Consider the following 19799-nt stretch of genomic DNA (forward strand, 5'->3'; position numbering starts at 1 on the left):
CCCGATCATGGTGGAGCACGCGCCGCTGCTTGATGGAGATCGGCTCGAGCAGCGGGAGGATGCGATCGCGATCGGCCGGCGGCAGGGCCGTCAGGAGGGCGTTGCCCGGCGGCAGCTCGTCTCGCGCCATCACGTGTTCCTTCGGTCGGCCTGGTTCCGCCGGCGGGCCCGACCCGTCTGCGGCCGGACGTCCGCAACGGCAGGTGCCGAGAACGGCGCCGCGGCAGGTGCTCGGCTGGCGACGTCGATCCCGGCGACGTCGATCGACGCCGCACGCGCCCAGCGGCCCGCGCGGTGCGAATGACCGACCTCCCTGGGCGAACCGATCCGGGCGGCAGTGGTTCCGCCCGGACGGCGGCGGCACCGTGCCGCAGCACCGCCGTCGCCTGACGGGACTCGGTGCGCCGGACTCAGCCGGGCGGCGCGGCCGGGATCGTCGCGACCAGACCGGCGAGCAGGTCGAGGCCGTGCGGCCAGGGGCCGAAGCCCGCCTCGGCATTGATGTGGCCGGCCTCGCCGAGATCGGCGAGGTCGGCGCCCCAGATCGCGGCCCAGTGCTCGGCACGGGCGAACCGCATCACCGGATCGTTGTGGCTCGCCACGACCAGGGCCGGCACGCCGAGCCCCGTCTCGGGCACGCGCTCCTCCGCCTCGAAGCGGCTCGGCTCGGCCGGCGCCACCAGCATCAGGCCGGCGACCTGCGGATGACGGTCGGCGGCGAGGCAGCTCGACGCCAGCGCGCCGAGCGAATGGCCGATCAGCACGGCCGGCCGGCGCCGCTCGGCGAGCAGCCGCTGGATCGCCGCGATCCACAGCTCGATGTCGGGATTGTCCCAGCGCCGCTGGCCGATGCGCTGGAACGCCGGCACCGCGGCCTGCCACAGGCTCTGCCAGTGCTCCGGCCCCGAATCCTTGAAGCCCGGCACCAGCACCAGGTCGAGCCGGTCCGCGGCTTGCACCAGAATGTCCCGGGCGCCTCCCGAGAGGGTCGCTGTCATCTCCGAAGGCCTGTGATCTGTCCGGGCGGGCGCCCGCCCGGACAATAGAGCATGTGCCGCAAATGTGGACTCCGGTTTCGCGGAGACGTCATGCTCCGAAAGGCGGCCTCGGACGCGTCACCAGGTGCGCGCGGGCGGGCCGTCGCGCAGAACGAATGGCAGGCGGTGCAGCGTCCAGGCGACGGCGAGAAGGTCGGCGCTGCCGCCCGGGCTGAGGTTCCGGGCGATGAAGGCGTCGTCGAGGGCGCACAGGCGGGCTGCGTAGTCGGCCGCGTCGACGCCGCCCGCCTGCAGCAGGCGCACCGCCGCGGCCCGCGCGAAGCCGAGTCCCCCGATGCCGCCGCGGGCGGCGAGATTGGTGTCGGCGTTGTGGGCGAGGAGATGCAGGAAGGCGGCGGCGAGCGCCGTATCCGTGTCGCGGCCTTCGGCGAGCGCCCGCTCCAGCACCGGGAGCGCACGATACCGTACCGTCGCGAAGCCCGACTCCGCCTCGCCGCGCGCCCCGGTCAGCCCGTGGCGGCGGAACAGCCGCTCGCCGGCAGTCCGCGGCTCGCCCGGACGGCGCAGCTCGCGGGCGACGAGACCGGCAGCGATGCGGGCGACCTCGTCGCACACCGCGTCGGCGTCGACCGGCAGGCCGGCGGCCCACAGCCGGCCGACCGCGGTGAGCAGGAGACCGAACGCGAAGATGCTGCCCTTGTGGGTGTTGACGCCGCCGGTCGCCGCCAGCATCGCCCGCTCGCAGGCGAGCCCGACCGGGCGGGCGCATTCCAGTACCGCCTCGGGCGGCAACGGCGCGATCCCGGCGCCGAGCGTGACGAAGCCGGCGAAGCCCGGACGCAGCGCCGCGGCCGAGGCTTCGAAGGTCGCCACGTCCATGTCGCGGTGCGAGCCGGTGTTGCGGCGATCGACCAGGCCGGGCTTGGGGGTCAGCATCACCTCGCGCAGCAGCGCGTCGACGACGAGATCGGCGAGCGCCGCCGCGAGCGGCGCGACCGCGGCGCCCGAATGCGGGCCGCGGAGGAGCGGGCCGGCGTCACGCGGCCGGATCGACGGCGCGAGCCTGCCAGGCATCGATCCTCTCCTCCATGGCGGTCAACAAGGCGTCGAGCGGATGCGCGCGCGAACGGGCGCAGGCATGGGCCGGGGCGTCGCAGACCAGGCAGCGGCGCGGCGCCAGACCGAGATCGCGGCGCGAGATCGCGCGGTCGCCGGGCGCGGCGACGTCGAGGTCCCACAGCCGGCCGAGCGGATCCGTCTCCTCCAGCATCACGAGGGCCCGCTTGAGCGCGCGGGGCTCGGCCGCGACGGCGACCAGCGCCTCCGGCCCGGTCGGTCCGGCCGCCTCGACCAGGGTCGTCGCCGGCCAGCCGTGCGCGGCGAACAGCCGATCGAGCGCGGTCCGGGCGGCCGCGGCGGCGTCGCGGCTGAGCGCGCAGTCCTTCACGGGTCCCGGCATGACCACCGACACCGTGACGAGCGGCACCTCGGGCCGGCGGGCGAAGGCGTCGCGACGACGCGCGACGCGGCGCTCGCGCGCCGCGAGCATCGCCTCGATCGTCACGGCCGGTCCGGCCCGGCGCCCGCCCGCCGCGAGGCTCATCCCTTCACCTGCCGCACCACGTCGATCACCGAGCCGTCGCGATAGCGGATGAGGCCGACGACCTTGTCGAGGAACTCGATCGGCTGCGGCTTGCCGGTGAGGGCGACGGCCCGGCCGTAGAGGTCCTCGATGGTGGTCACCGGCAGGCCCGCCGCCTTCAGCCGCTCGGCGACCTCCGGGCGGTTCGGATTGACGGCGATGCCGTGGTCGGTGACCAGCACGCCGATGGTCTCGCCCGGCGTCACCACGGTGGTGCAGCGCTCGACCACGGTCGGGATGCGCGAGCGGATCAGCGGGCCGACGACGATCGGCAGGTTGGCGCCCGCGGCGACGTCCGAATGGCCCCCGGAGGCGCCGCGCATCACGCCGTCGGAGCCGGTGATCACGTTGACGTTGAAGTCGAGGTCGATCTCCAGCGCCGACAGGATCACCATGTCGACGCGGTCGCTGCAGGCGCCTTTCGACGTGAGATTGGCGTAGGTGTTGGTCGAGATCTCCCAGTGCTCCGGATTCTCGGCGAGCGACTGGGCCGCGACCGCGTCGAAGCTCTGGGTGTCGAGGATGCGGCCGATCAGCCCCTTCTTGTGCAGATCGACGATCGAGCCGGTGATGCCGCCGAGCGCGAAGGCCGCCTTGATGCCCTTCTTCAGCATGCGCTGCTCGAGGAACCGGGCCGTCGCCGTGGCCGAGCCGCCGGTGCCGGTCTGCAGCGAGAAGCCGTTCTCGAACCAGCCCGAGTGCTCCATCACGTCGGCGGCGAGGCGGGCGATCAGCAGCTCGCGCGGGTTCGAGGTGATGCGGGCGGCGCCGACCGAGATCTTCGAAGGATCGCCGATCTGGTCGACCTTGACGACGAGATCGACCTGATCCTGACGGATCGAGGCCGGCGCGTTGGGGAACGGCACCAGCTGCTCGGCGAGGAGGATCACCTTGCCGGCGCGGGCGGCGTCGACCATGGCGTAGCCGAGCGAGCCGCAGCGCGAGCGGCCCGACACCGCGTTGGCGTTGCCGAAGTCATCGGCGGTCGCCACCGCCAGGAAGGCGACGTCGAGGGTGAGCTCGCCGCGGTCGATCAGATGGACGCGGCCGCCGTGCGAATGCACGTTGATCGGCTCCTCCATCAGGCCGTTGGAGATCGCCTCGGCGAGCTTGCCGCGCATGCCCGAGGTGTAGATGCGGCGGATGACCCCCGACCTGATGTGCTCGATCAAAGGCGCGTTGCAGGAGAGCAGCGACGACGGCGCGAGCGTGAGATCGCGGAATCCCATGGCGGCGAGCGTGTCGACCACCAGGTTGATGATCTTGTCGCCCTCGCGGAAGGCGTGGTGGAACGAGATGGTCATCCCGTTCTTCAGGCCGGAGGCGCGGATGGCGTCCTCCAGGCTGCTGCAGAGCTTGCGCCCGCACTTGCTCTCGCGGGTGGCGAGATGCGGCGCCCGCGCGGTGACGCCTCCGAACGGCTCGAGGCCCTGCGGCAGGGGCGCGCCGACGAGGCGCTCTCGGATGGCTGCGGTCATGACATCGTCCTCGATCTCTTCTGCGCGGTCACTGCCGCACCCCCGAAGCCTCGGCACGGCGCAGCACCACGCGCGCGTGCTCGATCACCGGGGCGTCGATCATCTTGCCGTTCAGCGACACCACGCCGAGGCCCTGCTTCTCGCCCTGTTCGGCGGCGGCGACGACGCGGCGCGAGTAGTCGACCTCCTCCTGGGTCGGCGCGAAGGCGTTGTGCAGGAGGTCGATCTGGCGCGGATTGATCAGCGACTTGCCGTTGAAGCCGAGGCGCCGGATCAGGTCGACCTCCTTCAGGAATCCGTCGTCGTCGTTGACGTCGGAGAACACCACGTCGAAGGCGTCGATCTTGGCGAAGCGGGCGGCGTGCAGCACGGCGCAGCGCGCGTAGAACAGCTCGGTGCCGTCGCCGCGCTCGGTCTGCATGTCCATCACGTAGTCGAAGCCGGCGAGCGCGATCCCGATCAGCCGCTTCGAGGCGGTGGCGATGGCGACCGCGTTGACGACGCCGGAGGCGGATTCGATCGCCGCCATCAGCCTGGTCGACCCGACCTCGCGGCCGCACTCGCGCTCGATGCGCTCGACCTCGGCCTCGAGCGCATGGACGTCGTCGGCCGTGTCGGTCTTCGGCAGGCGGACGACCTCGACGCCGGCGCGCACCACCGCCTCGAGATCCTTCATGCCGAACGGCGTCGACAGAGGATTGATGCGCACCACCGTCTCGATGCCGCTGTCGCGATAGGCCGGCATCCGCAGGGCGTGGAACACCAGGAGGCGCGCCGAATCCTTCTCGCGCAGCGAGACGGCGTCCTCGAGGTCGAACATGATCGAGTCGGGCTTGTAGACGAACGCCGTCGAGAGCATCGCGGCGTTCGAGCCCGGCAGGAACAGCATGCTGCGGCGGAGCTTCATGACAGCACACTCCAGTCGGCCGTCCAGGCGTCGACGGCGCGGGACACCGCGGTCTGCACCCGGGCGGCGATGACGCAGTCGAGCGCGCCCTTGTCCTCGATCACCACCAGCGCCTCGGCGATGCCGAGCTTCGCCAGGCAGCCGCGCACGACCGCCTCGATCTGCGGCCCGAACTGATGGATCACCTCGCTCTGCAGCACGATGGCGAGCTCGCCCTCGCGCGGTGCGATCCTGACCATCAGGTCGCTCGATTCGAGCGTCCCGGCCAGGGCCTCTCTGACGATCTTCATGAATGGACGTCCTTTCGAATGGAGCGCGGCGGCGATGCCGGCCGAAGGCGAGCCCGCGTCGGGCTCAGGCGGCCGAGATTCGGGGCGCGCGGTATTTCGCTTCGAGGAGCTGCAGGGTCGCCGGCGGCACCAGCCGGCGGATGTGGGCGAAATCGTCGGCCGCGAGGAGCCGGCGGACCTCCGAGGCGGAGATCGGCACCTCTTCGCATTCGGTGCGGGCGATCTCGACCATCTCCACGGTCGGCGCCGGCGACACGTCGCCCATCAGCCACTCGCGCATGTCGGCGTTGTACTTGAAGGTCGTCGGGCAGAACGGCTCGGTGCCGACGAAGCGGTGCGTGATCCCGAGCGCCGGGGCGATGTGGTTGCGGAAGATCAGGAGGTCGATCGCCGTGCAGCAGTTCTCGACCAGCCCCTTCTCCTTGAGGAAGTAGGCCGAGAAGGTCGCCCGCGAGACCATGTACTCGGAGCCGTGGTGCAGCGTCGTGTGCGGAACGTCGGCGATGCCGGCCGAGACCAGCGCGTAGCGGTCCCGGTACGAGATCAGCGACACGTCCTCGGCGACGACGAAGACGTGCAGCCAGTCGCAGGCCGCGGCGGCGCGCTCGACCAGGTAGCGATGCCCGCGCGTGAACGGGTTGGCGTTCATCACGATCGCGCCGATGGTGGCGCCCGGCTGGCGCAGCCGCTTCAGCCGGTCGCAGTAGGTGCGAATCCCGATGGGGGTGTTCTCCATCAGGGCGACGAGGTCGGGAACCTCGGCGAGCAGGTAGAAGCCGCAGGCCCGGAAGAACTCGACGCAGTCGGGCTTGGTGTAGAGGAACAGGTGGCTGTGCCCCCGCTCGTGGGCGAGGTGGCTCACCTCGGTGAGCAGCGTCAGCCCGAGCGATTCGCCGCGCAGGTCCGGGGCGATCGCGGCGCACTTCACGATGTTCTTCTCGAGTCCGGCACACGCGACGAGTGCATTGCCCCGTCGGAACACCACGAAGGCCTGCACCCCCGCCTCGTAATCCAGCCCGCACACCGCGAGGAACCTGCGGACATCCTCGCGCTCGGCCGGTTCCTGGACCGGATCGATCGTGTAGGACTGCAGTTCGGCCGTCATCTGTATCGACTTTCGAAAGAGCGGCCCCACCCGCACCCGGCGGCGTGACCCGATGCTCCGCTCATGGCGGACCGGCGCACCGCGCATGGCCGCGCGCCGGTCCCGAGACGCCCCATCAGACGATGTGCGCCAGGAAGATCAGCACCAGCGTGACCGTAATAGCACCACCGATGCGCGTGGCGATCTGCGCAAATGGCATCAGAACCATGCGGTTCGCCGCCGTGAGGATGGCGACGTCGCCGGTGCCGCCCTGGCCGGAGTGACAGGCGTTCACGATCGCCGCCTCGATCGGGTACATGCCGATCTTGCGGCCGACCAGGAAGCCGGTGCCCATCAGGGTCACGACCGTCGAGATGATGATGGCGAGATGGGTGAAGTTGAAGGCGGCGACGAGCTTGTCCCACGGGGTGATCGAGACGCCGACCGCGAACAGGAGCGGGAACGTCACCGAGACCTGGAAGAACTTGTAGACGACGCCGGCACCGGCCTGCAGCTTCGGCGACACCAGGCGGCCGAGCTTGATGGCGACCGCCAGGAACAGCATGGCGACCGGGCCCGGAAGGCCGGTGAGCTTGTAGACCAGCATGCCGAGCAGGTAGAACGTGCAGGCCGTGATCAGCGCGCCGGCGACGACGCCCGGACCGATGGTCGCCGGATCGACCCGCTCCTCGGTCGCGGCGACGTCGTTCGCCACGCCCGGCTGGAGCTGACCTTCGCCGGTGAGGTGCGGATAGCGCTTGCCGATGGTGTTGAGGGCGCCGGACAGCAGGATGGCCGTGAGGCTGCCGAGCATGACGCAGGGCAGCACGGTGGCGAACATCTCGCCCTGCGGCTGGTGCAGGATCTCGGAGTAGCCGATCGACAGCGGGATCGCCCCCTCGCCGACGCCGCCGGCCATAATCGGCACGACGATGAAGAAGAAGGTCTCGTAGGCCGACTTGCCGAGCGCGACGCCGACCAGCGTGCCGACGATGCCGGCCGCCACCGAACCGACGGCCAGCGGCACGAAGATCTTGAGGAACCCCTTGATCAGCACCTGCCGGTCCATCGCGAAGATCGAGCCGACGATGATGCAGGCGATGAACAGATAGAGGAACTGACTCTGCTTGGAGAACTGGGTCGTGACCCGGACCACCTCTGCGGGAAGAAGGTGGTAGAACGCCAGGGCCGACGGGATGAAGGTGGCGAAGATCGCCGCCGCGCCGACCTTGTTGAGGATCGGCATGCGCTTGCCGAGCTCGCCGCAGGCGAAGCCGCCGACCGACAGGAGGCCGATGGCCATCGTTATCTCGCCCGACAGCTTCCCGATCCACGAGTAGTAGCCGATGATGCCCACCAGCACGACGAAGATGGGCAGCGGCACCACGCCGATGTTGTAATCGACGACCTTCCACCACAGACGCAGCCACGTCTCGCGAGGCTTCGCCCGATCGACCGCGGCCAGCTCGGGCAGCGATCCTTCCAACTGCAACGTCATGACGTCCTCCAAACGACCCCGTCGTTCCTCTCGGCGCCGAACGGCCCTTCCGCGTCCCCGGGTCCCCCAATCGATCGGTCGTGAGGACGTCGACGACGTTCGAGCGTTCCGATGCGGACCAGGACGGCAATCGCCGTGCCAGCTGCGGCGGCGCTCGCAAGCCGCTCGCCGGGCTCGTCTTTTCCGGCAGCATCCGGATGTCTGCGGACACTGCAAGGGACGGACCTCCGGACGCCCTGCCGGAGCGATTTCCGAGAATCCGGAAACCGGCCGTCGTCGCGCCGGTCTTGCGTAGAAGTCGGGATGGCCGTCGGCTCGGTCGTCGTGCGACGACAGACCGCCCGGGCTCGAACGCGGGTTCGATCCCTCACGTCCAAGGCCCGACCGGCGGAGACACGCCTTGACCTGGTTCTCGCACGTCACGATCCGCGCCCGGCTGATCGCCGCGATGGCGCTGTCGCTCCTGCTGCTCGTCGCCGTCGGCCTGTTCTCGCTGCAGGCGCTCGCCACGGTCGACCGCGCCACCAAGGATCTGTACGCGCGCTGGCTGCCGGCCGTGCACGCGCTGTCCGAGATCAAGTACGTGATGGCGAGCCACCGTCTGCGCTTCATCCGCGCGATCCTGACGCCGGAGCTGGAGGATCGCGCCGTGGTGTTCGACTCGGCGGAGCGGCGGCGCGACGACGTCGCCGCGCTGAGCCGCGCCTTCGCGACCGGCCTCACCGACCCGGTCGAGACGCGGCGCTTCGCCGACGCCATGGCGGCCTGGGACGCCTATCTGGACGAGGAGCGCCGCATCCGCGACGGGCTCTCCGGGCGCTCGGCGGCGGAGATCTCGGCGCTGGTCAACGGACCGTCGCGGCTCGCCTTCGACGCCGTCTACGCCGCCATCAACCGGGCCATCGCTTTCTACAACACCGGCGCCGACCGGTCCGGGGCCGAGGCGGTCGCCACGTTCAGTCGGGCGATGCGGCTCAACCTGACCCTGTTCTTCTTCGCCCTGGTGCTGATGGCCGTGTTCGTCGTCCTCGTCGTGCGCTCCATCGGCCGTCCGATCGAGCGCATCACCGAGACGATGCGGCGCCTCGCCGACGGCGACCGCACCGTGTCGGTCGCCGGGCTCGAGGGCACCAACGAGATCGGCCGCATGGCGGCGGCCGTCGACGTGTTCCGCAACTACCTGATCGAGCGCGACGCCGCCCGGGAGGCGCTGGAGCGCGCCTACGAGAACCTGGAAGGAAAGGTGGAGGCGCGCAGCTCCGAGCTGCGGATCGCCAATGCGGCGCTCCATGCCGAGGTCGAGGAGCGCGACAAGGCGAACCGGCAGCTGAAGTCGATGCAGGAGGAGCTGATCCGCACCGAGAACCTCGCCGTCATCGGCCAGCTCTCCGCCGGCATCGCCCACGAGCTCGCCCAGCCGCTCGCCGCGCTGGCGACCCTCTCGGAGAACGCGGTGCGGTTCCTCGATCTCGGCGACGAGGCGACGGTGCGGGGCAATCTCGACCGCATCGTCCGCATGGTCGACCGCATGGGAATCCTCACCAGCCGGCTGCGCTCCTTCGCACGGCGCACCGGCGCCGAGCGCGAGGTGATCGATCTCGGCCGCTCGGTCGAGAACGCCCTCGCCCTGCTCGGCCACCGGCACGACCGCGAGCACATGCGGATCGTGCTCGATCCGTCGCAGACGCCGGTCTTCGTCCACGCCAACGCGGTCCGCGTCGAGCAGATCCTCGTCAACCTGATCTCCAACGCCTTCGACGCGACGCGCGGGGTCGCCGACGCGGTCGCCGTGATCGCCTGGACGGCGAGCGGAGCGCAGGCGGTTCTCACCGTGACGGACAACGGGCCGGGCTTCGCGCCCGACATCCTGACCCGGATCTTCGAGCCCTTCTTCACCACCAAGACCAAGTCGGGCGGCGGACTCGGGCTCGGCCTCGCCATCTCGGCCGACATCGCCCGCATCTACGGCGGCTCGCTGACCGCCGCCGAGGCTCCGCAGGGCGGCGCCGTGTTCACGCTGGCGCTGCCGCTCGCCGACCCCACGGGCACGGCCGAGCCGGGCGGCGGCGAGAGCCGGTGACCCGCTTGCTCACGTCTGCTCGTTGTCGAGCCCGTGCTTGCGGATCTTGTCGAACAGGGTCGACTTCGCGGTCGACAGGGTCCTGGCGGCGCGCAGCACGTTGCCGTGCTGGCGGCGCAGCTCCTCGGCGATCAGCGACTTCTCGAACAGGTCGACGGCCTCGGCGAGCGGCACCGGCCGGTCGTTCGCGGCGGTCGACACCTTGATGCCGAGGACGTGACGCTCGGCGCAGTTGCGCAGCTCGCGGACATTGCCGGGCCAGCCGTGCGCCATCAGCTCGCGAACCGCCGCCTCCTTGATCTCCGGCGGCTCGCGGCCGTGGCGGAGCGCCGCCTGGGTGACGAAGTGCTCGAACAGGAGCGGCACGTCCTCGCGGCGCGAGCGCAGCGGCGGGAGCTCGAGCGTCACCACGTTGAGGCGGAAATAGAGGTCGTTGCGGAAGCGCCCGGCGGCGCTCTCGACGGCCAGATCCGCCTTGGTGGCGGCGACGACCCGGAAGTCGACCGGGATCTGCTGGTTGGAGCCGAGCCGCTCGATCACCCGCTCCTGCAGCACGCGCAGGAACTTGATCTGCATCGGAACCGGCATGCTCTCGATCTCGTCGAGGAACAGCGTGCCGTGCGCGGCGTGCTCGATCTTTCCGATCCGCCGCTTGACGGCGCCCGAGAAGGCGCCGGCCTCGTGGCCGAAGATCTCGCTGTCGAACAGCGTCTCCGGCAGGCCGCCGCAGTTGAGCGCGACGAACGGGCCGCGCCGGCCCGACGCGTCGTGCAGGCAGCGGGCGACCAGCTCCTTGCCGGTGCCGGTCTCGCCCAGGATCAGCACGTCGGCCGACGTCGCGGCGATCTCCGAGATGGTCTCGCGCAGCCGGCGGATCGCGTCCGAGCGGCCGATGATGCGGCTCTCCAGACTGCCCAGGCCGGCGAGCCGCTTCCTGAGGCCGCGCACCTCGAGCGTGAGGGCGCGCTTCTCCAGCGCGCGCTTCACCACCTCGACCAGATGCTGCGACGTGAACGGCTTCTCGATGAAGTCATAGGCGCCGTCACGCATCGCCTGCACGGCGGTGGCGACGTCGGCATGCCCGGTGACCAGGATCACCGGCAGCGCCGCGTCCTGGGTCAGCAGTTCGCGCATGAAGGAGAGGCCGTCCTGCCCCGGCAGGCGGATGTCGCAGACGACGATGCCGGAGAAGCCGGGCCCGACCAGACGGTGCGCCTTCTCGGTCGAGTCGACGCCGTGGCTCCGGATGCCTTCCAGCGTCAGCGCCTGGACGCAGCCGAGCCGGACGTCGGCGTCGTCCTCGATGATCAGCACCTGCGGATCGGACACGATGGGCCTCCTGCCGGAATGCGTTCGGGGGACGGGGGCGGCACTCCGGCCGGCCGGCGCGCCCGCACGTCGCGGCGGCCGGCGAAGCCAGCGTCTTAGATCGGCAGGTCCGTCGTCAACAATATGGCAACCTACTTAGCCTTGGGCGCCACGCACGATGTGTCCGCCCGGCACGTCGGCCCGGCAGGACGCAGGGATCTGCGAAATGCACATGGCGGAGCTGCGCGGCTCCGCCCCGTGCTTCGGGATCCGAGCCGGCACGGCGATCGTCGTGAAAATGTCGTGCCGAGGGGCGGAAATGTCGTTCTGATGAGATCCGTCGGGCGTCTTGCGATGTTATCGTTCGCGTGCGGGTTCGGCGCTGATCGGCGTGGTTCCGACGTCCGGGCGACCGGACGTGATTTCGCTGCATTTTCCGGCGATCCGTCACGAGCCGCTGCGATCGACGTCACAGTCGCTTAACGAATTGCGGCCCAAACAACCGCTTGCGCGCCGCCCTCGAACTGGCACGGCGCTTGCGGGCACGAATGCCTGATCACGACGGTCGGGCGCGTGCGTTGCCGATTGCGGGTCGTGAGATCCGCGGCTAACAACACCGGCCTGCGCGGCTGCCCGGCGCGATTCGGCGAGCCGACCACTCGGGTCTTCTCGGTCGACGCCGGGCCGGGTCCGCCAGGCCACGAAGAGGCAGGTCATCATGCGCCGTCAACGTCGAGCCAAGATCGTCGCCACGGTCGGTCCGGCCAGCTCCGCGCCCGAGACGCTGCGGGCCCTGCTGGCCGCCGGCGTCGACACGTTCCGGTTGAACTTCAGCCACGGCACCCACGAGGACCACGCCAAGGTCCACGCGGCGATCCGGGCGCTGGAGCAGGAGACCGGCTGCTCGATCGGCATCCTGCAGGACCTGCAGGGACCGAAGATCCGGGTCGGCACCATCGCGGGCGGCGCCATCAAGGTGGCGGCCGGCGACCGCATCCGTTTCGTGCGGACCGGCACCGAGGGAACCGCCGAAGCCATCCCGCTGCCGCATCCCGAGATCTTCGACGCGGTGATGCCCGGCCACGAGCTGCTGATCGACGACGGCCGGGTGCGGGTGCGGGTCACCGGCCTGCCCGGCGATGCGATCGAGGCGGAGGTGCTGCTCGGCGGCACGATCTCCAACCGCAAGGGCGTCAACCTGCCCGGCACCATCCTGGACGTCTCGCCGCTCACCGCCAAGGACCGGGCCGACCTCGCCTTCGGGCTCGAGCTCGGCGTCGACTGGGTCGCCCTCTCCTTCGTGCAGAAGCCGTCCGACGTCATCGAGGCGCGGCGGCTGGTCGGCGACCGCGCCGGCCTGATCGCCAAGATCGAGAAGCCGAGCGCCATCGAGACGATCGACGACATTCTGCGGCTCTCCGACGGCGTGATGGTGGCCCGCGGCGACCTCGGCGTCGAGATTCCGCACGAATACGTGCCGGGCCGGCAGAAGGAGCTGGTGCGCGCGTGCCGCCAGGCGGCCAAGCCGGTGATCGTCGCCACCCAGATGCTCGACTCGATGGTCGGCGCGCCGACCCCGACACGGGCCGAGGCCTCCGACGTCGCCACCGCGATCTACGACGGCGCCGACGCCGTGATGCTGTCGGCCGAGTCGGCGACCGGCACCTATCCGGTCGAGACCGTCGAGATGATGGACCGGATCATCCGAGCCACCGAGGCGCACAAGCTCTACCGCTCGATCGTCCAGGCCTCGCAGCCGGGCATGGAGGAGACGCCGCCGCACGCCGTGGCGGCGGCCGCCGCCGACCTCGCCGAGTCGATCGGCGCGCCCGTGATCGTCGCCTTCACGTCGTCCGGCACCACGGCGACCCGCATCGCCCGCAAGCGCCCCGCCCTGCCGATCCTGGCGATCACCCCGAGCCGGCAGACGGCGCGGCGCATGAACCTCCTGTGGGGCGTCCACGCCTCGCTCGCCGGCGACGTCGGCTCTTACGAGGAGATGGTCGAGCGCGGCCGCCGGGTGGCGCACGAGGAGGGCTTCGCCGCCGCCGGCGACCTCATCGTCATCGTCGCCGGCGTCCCGTTCGGCCGCGCCGGAACGACCAACAATCTGCGGGTCGCGCAGATCCTCCCCACGCCCCAGGCCTGACGCCGGGCGCACCCTGCACGGCTGCGGCCGTCGGACCGTCCGGCGGCCGCGTTCGGGCGCTTGCTCCCGTGCGCAATTGTCGCGGCCGGAACCGGACCGGATCGACCGGGAGCCATCGGACCTCCCCCGAACTCGGGTATCATCGACGACGACGACGGACACGGCTCCCACACGGGGACCCCGATGACCATCGATCGCATCGTAAACGCCCGGAGCGACCGGCCCGCCCGCCAGGGCGCCGGGTTCCCCCCGACGCCCGAAGCCCCCCCGTGGCATGCGGCGCGGACCGACGACGTGCTGTCACGCCTGTCGGTCTCTGCCGACGGGCTGACCGACGGCGAGGCCGAGAACCGGCGGGAGATCCACGGATACAACCGCCTGCCGACGGCGACGCCGCGCAGCGTCCTGGTGCGCCTTCTCACCCAGTTCCAAAATCTCCTGATCTACGTGCTGCTGGTCGCGGCGGTCGTCACGGCCTTGCTCGGCCACCCGATCGACACCGCCGTCATCCTCCTGGTCGTCCTCGCCAACGCGGCGATCGGTTTCGTCCAGGAAGGCCGCGCCGAGAAGGCCCTCGACGCCATCCGCGGAATGATCGCCCCGCACGCCTCGGTGCTGCGCGACGGACACCGCGTCACGCTCGGCGCGGAGGCGATCGTCCCCGGCGACGTCGTGCTGATCGAGGCGGGCGACCGGGTCCCCGCCGACCTGCGGCTGATCCGGGCCCGCAACCTCAAGATCGAGGAGGCGATCCTCACCGGCGAGTCGGTCGCGGTCGAGAAGGACGTGCGGCCCGTGGCGGCCGAGGCCGCCCTCGGCGACCGCGCCTCGATGGCGTTTTCCGGAACCGTCGTGGCCGCCGGCCAGGGACGCGGCGTCGTGGTGGCGACCGCGCTCGATACCGAGCTCGGCCGGATCAGCGCGCTGCTCGGCACCGTCGAGACGCTGACGACGCCGCTGCTGCGACAGATGAACCGGTTCGCCCGCCAGCTCACGGTGACGATCCTCGGCGTCAGCGCGGTGGTGTTCGGCTTCGCCGTCCTGCTGCGCGGCTATGCGTGGCCGGACGCGTTCATGGCGGTGGTCGGGCTCGCCGTCGCCGCCATTCCGGAAGGGCTGCCGGCCGTGATGACCGTCACGCTCGCCATCGGGGTCCAGCGGATGGCCGCCCGCAACGCCATCGTGCGCCGCCTTCCCGCCGTCGAGACGCTCGGATCGGTCTCGGTGATCTGCTCCGACAAGACCGGAACGCTGACCCGCAACGAGATGACGGTGCAGACCGCGGTGACGGCGGCCGCCGAGATCGAGGTGACGGGCTCGGGCTACGAGCCGCGCGGCGCGTTCCGCCACGCCGGGCGCGACATCGCGGCGGCGGACCTGCCGATCCTCGACGAGCTCGCCCGCGCGGCGCTCCTGTGCAACGACGCGACTCTGCGCCCGACCGAGACGGGCTGGATCGTCGACGGCGACCCGATGGAAGGCGCGCTGGTCTCCTTCGCCGTGAAGGCCGGGCACGACGCCGACCTCCTGCGCCGGCAGATCCCGCGCACCGACGAGATTCCGTTCGACACCCGCCATCGCTTCATGGCGACCCTGCATCACTCGCACGAGGAGACGACCGTCGCCTACGTGAAGGGCGCGCCCGAGCGGGTGATCCGGATGTGCACGCGGCAGGCCGGCCCGGATGGTCCGGTCCCGATCGACGCGACCCGCTGGATCGAGACCGTGGAGGCGCTGGGAGACGAGGGACAGCGGGTGCTGGCGCTCGCCCGCAAGGCGATGCCGCACGGCACCGTGACGCTCGACTTCGCCGACGTCGAAGGCGATCTGGTGCTGCTCGGCCTCGTCGGCCTCATCGATCCGCCGCGCGAGGAGGCGATCGTCGCGGTCGGCGAATGCCGGGATGCGGGCGTCCGCGTCAAGATGATCACGGGCGACCATGCCGCGACGGCGCGCGCCATCGCCGCCCGGCTCGGCCTCGCCCGACCCGACTCGGTGATCACCGGCGAGCGGCTGGACGGTCTCGACGACGACGCCTTCGCGACGGCGGCCCGCGACACGACCGTGTTCGCCCGCACCAGTCCCGAGCACAAGCTGCGCATCGTCACCGCCCTGCAGGCGAACGGCGAGATCGTCGCCATGACGGGCGACGGCGTCAACGACGCCCCCGCGCTGAAGCGCGCCGACGTCGGCATCGCCATGGGCCGCAAGGGCACCGAAGCCGCCAAGGAGGCGGCCGAGATGGTGCTGGCCGACGACGACTTCGCCTCGATCGTCGCCGCCGTGCGCGAGGGCCGGACCGTCTACGACAATATCACGAAGGTGATCGGCTGGACGCTGCCGACCAACGGCGGCGAAGCCATGGCGATCGTCACCGCGATCCTGTTCGGGCTGGCGCTGCCGATCACGCCGGTGCAGATCCTGTGGATCAACATGATCACGGCGGTGGCGCTCGGGCTGACGCTGGCCTTCGAGCCGACCGAGCCCGACGCGATGCGCCGCCCGCCGCGGGCGCCGGACGCGCCGATCCTGTCGGGACTCCTGGTCTGGCGGGTGGTGCTCGTCTCGCTGTTCTTCGTCGCCGGCGCCTTCGGCATGTTCTTCTGGGCGGAGAGCCGGAGCATTCCGATCGAGGAGGCGCGAACGATCGTCGTCAACACGGTCGTGGTGATGGAGATGGTGTACCTGTTCAGCATCCGCCGTCTCCACGCGACGTCGCTGTCCTGGACCGCCGTGGCCGGTACGCCCGCCGTGCTGACCGGGGTGGCCGCGATCGCGGCTGCCCAGCTCCTGTTCACCTACGCGCCCTTCATGCAGGTGCTGTTCGCGACGCGTGCGATCTCGCCGCTGGACGGCATCGCGATTCTCGCCGTCGGGATCGCCCTGTTCGTCGCGCTGGAGATCGAGAAGCTGGTCCGCCGGCGCCTGTGGCCGTGAAGCCGGCGGCGCGGACACGTCGCTCGCCACGCCGACGGGGGACAGGAGGCAGATCCGGCATCACGGGCCGGACGGACGGTCCCGCGGATGTTCAGGCGGCCTTTGCCATCTGGCGGGCGCCGAGGCGGTCGAAGATCACGTAATGGCCCTTGAACCACGGCTCGGCCGCGAGCGCGGCCCGCCAGGGCGTCTCGCGGGCCCGCCGCCGCGCGTCCGACTCCATGACGCCGCGATCGGAGAGATAGTGGAGCGCCAGCCGGTTGTACTTCTCCGGCGCGCCGTCGACGACGTCGAAGCGCCGCACGCCGAGCCAGCGCGGATCGGACAGCAGCAGCGGCACGTGGTCCTGGTCGTACCACGCGTCGAAGGCCGCGCAGCGATCCTCCGGCACCGCGAAGAACACGGCATAGAGCACCGGCGCGTCGAGCAGCACGTCGCCGCCCGGCCCGGCTTCGGCGATGGTGCGCCCGACATAGCGAGTGAAGCCCGACACCGCGCCGAGGATGTCGCGGGTGAGGTCGGAGGGGCTGTTCTTGATGACGCCGTATTCCGGGGTCTTCAGCGCCTCCGGCCCGTCCATCTCGTAGACGGCGAGATAGTTGCGGGTCGTCCCGTCGCGGTAGCGCTGCGCACTGCGGAAGCCCGGCGCCCCCATGCGCACGGGAATGTGCTCGGTGTCGTACCAGTCGTTGAAGGTGTGCTCGAGCGCCTCGGGCGGCGTCATTTCCGAGAACAGGATCCCGCGGCCAATCGCGCCCATGTCGTCCTTCCATTTGCCTGATTGTCAGACAATATTGAACCTCGCCGCCGTGTCAACGGGAGATGCGGGCCGGCCTCGTCGGAGTTGTCGGGACGCCCGTCGATCGCGCGCTCGCGGCGACCGCGCCGGCAGGCGGCGGCAGGCCCGGGCGGCCGGAGAAGCGGGCGTCGGGGACCGAGCGCCGGCCAACGGCGCTCCGGTACCGGCGCGGCTCGCCGCAGTCCCTGATTCTCCGTGATGACGCGCCGAGCGCGAACCACAGCGCCGCCAACGCGTTGGGTCTCCACAAGGAGAACAAGATGAAACATCGTTTGATCGCCCTCGCGGCCGCAGCCGCCGCGCTCACCTTCAGCCCGTCGCTGCAAGCCGCGCCGCTCGGGGCGAGCGGCGGCATCCGCGCCGCGGTGGACGGGATGGACCTCGCCGAGCAGGTCCAGTTCTTCTACGGCGGTCGCCGCTACTGCTGGTACGACGGCGGCTGGCGCGGCCCCGGCTGGTACCGTTGCGGGTTCGCCTGGCGGCGCGGGCTCGGCTGGGGCGGTCCGCTCGGCTGGCACGGCTGGCGGCACGGCGGGCCCCGGCACGGCTATCACGGACCGCGGCGCGGCGGCCCGCAGATGGGTCGTCCGGTTCCGGGGCCCGGCCGGATGGTCGGGCCCCGTTCCCCGGGCATGCGGCAGGGCGGCCCCGGGCCCGGGGCTCCGCGCGGCAGCATGTCGGGCGGACGCCCGGGCGGCGGCACGACCGGGATGAGCAGCGGCGGCGGGCCACGCGGTGATGGCGGCCCGGGCGGCGGCGCCATGCGCGGTGGCGGTGCTGGTGCCGGTGGCGGTGGTGGCGGCGGCGCTGGTCCGGGCGGCGGCGGCGGACCGCGCGGCGGCGGCGGCGGTGGTGGCGGCGGCGGCCCGGGTCGCTGATCGCACGCGCAACTCTCGAGTATTCCGAGCACTGATCGGCGGGCCGCTCCGGCGGCCCGCTTTTTCGCGCCCCGGGTCCGCCTTCGACCGGCGAGCCCGCGACGACGCGGCCGTGACCCTCGCAGCCTCGGCTTCGCGGATTCGACTATCGAGATTTCGACTTTCAGCGCAGCTCGTCCTATTCCGGACGCGACGCGAGCGGGTGCCGCGCGGAACGTCGCGGGGGACGGATCATGCACGTGGTGCTGCTGGGGGATTCGGTGTTCGACAACGCCGCCTATGTGGCGGACGGCGGCGACGTGCTCTCGGCGCTCCGCCGCCTCCTGCCGCCCGGGGCGACCGCCACGCTGCTGGCCCGCGACGGTGCCACCATGGACGATCTGCCGGACCAGCTCGTGCGACTTCCGCCGGACGTGACGCATGTGGTGGTCAGCATCGGCGGCAACGACGCGCTCCGGCAGTTCGACCTGCTCGACTCGCCGGTGCGATCGGTCGCCGAGGCACTGGACCGGCTCGCCGGGGTGCGCGACCGCTTCCTGGCGCGCTACACGGCCGTGGCGGACGCGATCCGGGCGACCGGACGTCCGGCCGCACTGTGCACCATCTACGAGCCGCGCTTCCCCGACCCCGCCCTGCGACGGACCGCCACCGCGGCGCTCACGCTCCTCAACGACACGATCACCCGGGCCGTGTTCGCCCGCGCCCTGGTGCTGATCGATCTCCGCCTCGTCTGCGCCCGCGACGAGGACTTCGCCAATCCGATCGAACCCTCGGCGGCCGGCGGTGGCCGGATCGCCGCTGCCGTCGCACGCTTCGCCGCCCGCCCGCCCGCGGGGCCGACGGTGGTCACGTGATCCGGGCGGCGAAGCCGCCCGCGCCCGGGAGCCGGAGCGGGCGGCGCGCCCTCGGCCTCAGTCGTGGTTGCCCGCCATCTCGGCCTGCCACGGCGCGACGCGGCGCTCGATCGTGCCGACCAGGGCGTTGAGCAGGGTCGCCAGCACCATCAGCACGACGATCGGCACGAACATGCGGGCGGTGTCGAAGGCGTTGGCCGCGTTGATGATGATGCCGCCGAGGCCGGAGATGGCGGTGAAGAACTCGGCGATCACCATGGCGACGACGCCGCGGCCGACCGACAGCTTCAGGCCCGCCATGATGTAGGGCAGCGTCGCCGGCAGCACGATGCGGCGCAGGATGACGAGATCCGGCGCCACGAAGGCGCGGCCGACCTCGATCAGCGGCTTCGGCACCACCTTGACGCCGAGCCAGGTGTTGATGGCGATCGGGAACACGCACATCAGGAAGATGACGGCGACCTTCACCCAGAAGCCGAGGCCGAGCCACAGCACCAGCAGCGGCACCAGCGCGACCAGCGGCATCGCGTAGCCGCCGGTGACGAGCAGCCCGAGCGCCGCCTCGACGGTGCGGAAGCGGCCCAGCACCAGGCCGAGCGGCACGCCGACGACCACCGACATCGCATAGCCGAGAACGAAGGGCTGGATGCTCTCGGCGAGCGCGCGGACGAGCTCGCCACTGGCGACGAGCTCCCAGCCGGCGACGGCGATGGCGCTCGGGTACGAGCCGAACACCGGATTGATGTCGCGCCCGAAGATCTCCCAGGCGACGAGCAGCGCCACGATCGTTCCGGTGCTGATGATCCAGCGCGGGAGCGGCTTGCGCCTGGCGCGGCGGCTGCGGCCGGAGGCGTCGAGCGACAGGTTCTGGCTGGCCAGATCGACCATGGTGATCTC

General features: G+C 71.2%; 17 protein-coding genes. 6 read left to right on the forward strand and 11 right to left on the reverse strand.

Features of this window, described 5'->3' with window-relative positions; all coding sequences use genetic code 11:
* Nucleotides 1-7: 7 nt before the first annotated feature.
* Nucleotides 8-304, forward strand: a complete 297-nt coding sequence (locus J2S22_RS17275; protein ID WP_307155854.1) for a hypothetical protein — start codon at nucleotides 8-10, stop codon at nucleotides 302-304.
* 106 nt (nucleotides 305-410) lie between these two features.
* On the opposite strand, the gene J2S22_RS17280 is transcribed toward J2S22_RS17275, so the two are convergent.
* The 8 genes from J2S22_RS17280 to J2S22_RS17315 all read right to left on the reverse strand — a co-directional run bounded on the left by J2S22_RS17280 (nucleotide 411) and on the right by J2S22_RS17315 (nucleotide 7897).
* Nucleotides 411-959, reverse strand: coding sequence for an RBBP9/YdeN family alpha/beta hydrolase (locus J2S22_RS17280; protein WP_272775912.1), 549 nt, complete (start codon nucleotides 957-959; stop codon nucleotides 411-413).
* A 156-nt stretch (nucleotides 960-1115) separates the two neighbouring features.
* Nucleotides 1116-2072, reverse strand: a complete 957-nt coding sequence (gene citG, locus J2S22_RS17285; protein WP_272775913.1) for a triphosphoribosyl-dephospho-CoA synthase CitG — start codon at nucleotides 2070-2072, stop codon at nucleotides 1116-1118.
* Nucleotides 2035-2601 carry a citrate lyase holo-[acyl-carrier protein] synthase gene (citX, locus tag J2S22_RS17290; protein ID WP_272775914.1) on the reverse strand — a complete coding sequence of 189 codons (567 nt, stop codon included), beginning with the start codon at nucleotides 2599-2601 and terminating at the stop codon, nucleotides 2035-2037. Before citX ends, citG begins: the two co-directional genes overlap by 38 nt.
* On the reverse strand, nucleotides 2598-4118 hold the full coding sequence (citF, locus tag J2S22_RS17295; protein ID WP_272775915.1) for a citrate lyase subunit alpha: 1521 nt from the start codon (nucleotides 4116-4118) through the stop codon (nucleotides 2598-2600). Before citF ends, citX begins: the two co-directional genes overlap by 4 nt.
* Nucleotides 4119-4146: 28 nt before the next feature.
* On the reverse strand, nucleotides 4147-5025 hold the full coding sequence (gene citE / locus J2S22_RS17300; protein WP_272775916.1) for a citrate (pro-3S)-lyase subunit beta: 879 nt from the start codon (nucleotides 5023-5025) through the stop codon (nucleotides 4147-4149).
* Nucleotides 5022-5315: a citrate lyase acyl carrier protein gene (gene citD, locus J2S22_RS17305; RefSeq protein ID WP_272775917.1), complete on the reverse strand. Its 294-nt coding sequence runs from the start codon at nucleotides 5313-5315 to the stop codon at nucleotides 5022-5024. Before citD ends, citE begins: the two co-directional genes overlap by 4 nt.
* Before the next feature lie 64 nt (nucleotides 5316-5379).
* Nucleotides 5380-6420, reverse strand: a complete 1041-nt coding sequence (gene citC / locus J2S22_RS17310; RefSeq protein ID WP_272775918.1) for a [citrate (pro-3S)-lyase] ligase — start codon at nucleotides 6418-6420, stop codon at nucleotides 5380-5382.
* Between the two features lie 115 nt (nucleotides 6421-6535).
* The gene (locus J2S22_RS17315) at nucleotides 6536-7897 is read right to left on the reverse strand and encodes a 2-hydroxycarboxylate transporter family protein (RefSeq protein WP_272775919.1); all 1362 of its coding nucleotides are present in this window, start codon (nucleotides 7895-7897) and stop codon (nucleotides 6536-6538) included.
* A gap of 400 nt (nucleotides 7898-8297) precedes the next feature.
* Here J2S22_RS17315 and J2S22_RS17320 point away from each other — a divergent pair, with 400 nt between their 5' ends.
* Complete coding sequence (locus tag J2S22_RS17320; RefSeq protein ID WP_272775920.1) at nucleotides 8298-9977, forward strand: ATP-binding protein; 1680 nt, start codon at nucleotides 8298-8300, stop codon at nucleotides 9975-9977.
* A 9-nt stretch (nucleotides 9978-9986) separates the two neighbouring features.
* Here J2S22_RS17320 and J2S22_RS17325 read toward each other — a convergent pair whose 3' ends face one another.
* Complete coding sequence (locus J2S22_RS17325; protein ID WP_272775921.1) at nucleotides 9987-11306, reverse strand: sigma-54-dependent transcriptional regulator; 1320 nt, start codon at nucleotides 11304-11306, stop codon at nucleotides 9987-9989.
* A gap of 697 nt (nucleotides 11307-12003) precedes the next feature.
* Between J2S22_RS17325 and pyk the strand changes: the two genes are divergently transcribed.
* Together pyk and J2S22_RS17335 are read left to right on the forward strand one after the other, a co-directional pair.
* Entirely contained in the window at nucleotides 12004-13434 is a 1431-nt protein-coding gene (gene pyk / locus J2S22_RS17330; protein WP_272775922.1) for a pyruvate kinase, read from the forward strand.
* A 183-nt stretch (nucleotides 13435-13617) separates the two neighbouring features.
* Complete coding sequence (locus J2S22_RS17335) at nucleotides 13618-16371, forward strand: cation-transporting P-type ATPase (RefSeq protein WP_370878217.1); 2754 nt, start codon at nucleotides 13618-13620, stop codon at nucleotides 16369-16371.
* A gap of 91 nt (nucleotides 16372-16462) precedes the next feature.
* On the opposite strand, the gene J2S22_RS17340 is transcribed toward J2S22_RS17335, so the two are convergent.
* On the reverse strand, nucleotides 16463-17131 hold the full coding sequence (locus J2S22_RS17340) for a DUF4286 family protein (RefSeq protein ID WP_272775923.1): 669 nt from the start codon (nucleotides 17129-17131) through the stop codon (nucleotides 16463-16465).
* A gap of 299 nt (nucleotides 17132-17430) precedes the next feature.
* Between J2S22_RS17340 and J2S22_RS17345 the strand changes: the two genes are divergently transcribed.
* On the forward strand, nucleotides 17431-18048 hold the full coding sequence (locus J2S22_RS17345; protein ID WP_272775924.1) for a hypothetical protein: 618 nt from the start codon (nucleotides 17431-17433) through the stop codon (nucleotides 18046-18048).
* 233 nt (nucleotides 18049-18281) lie between these two features.
* On the forward strand, nucleotides 18282-18902 hold the full coding sequence (locus J2S22_RS17350; protein ID WP_272775925.1) for an SGNH/GDSL hydrolase family protein: 621 nt from the start codon (nucleotides 18282-18284) through the stop codon (nucleotides 18900-18902).
* A gap of 57 nt (nucleotides 18903-18959) precedes the next feature.
* Here J2S22_RS17350 and J2S22_RS17355 read toward each other — a convergent pair whose 3' ends face one another.
* Nucleotides 18960-19790: an ABC transporter permease gene (locus tag J2S22_RS17355; RefSeq protein WP_272775926.1), complete on the reverse strand. Its 831-nt coding sequence runs from the start codon at nucleotides 19788-19790 to the stop codon at nucleotides 18960-18962.
* Nucleotides 19791-19799 lie beyond the last annotated feature (9 nt).

This window comes from Rhodoplanes tepidamans (assembly GCF_030813915.1).
Lineage (GTDB): Bacteria > Pseudomonadota > Alphaproteobacteria > Rhizobiales > Xanthobacteraceae > Rhodoplanes > Rhodoplanes tepidamans.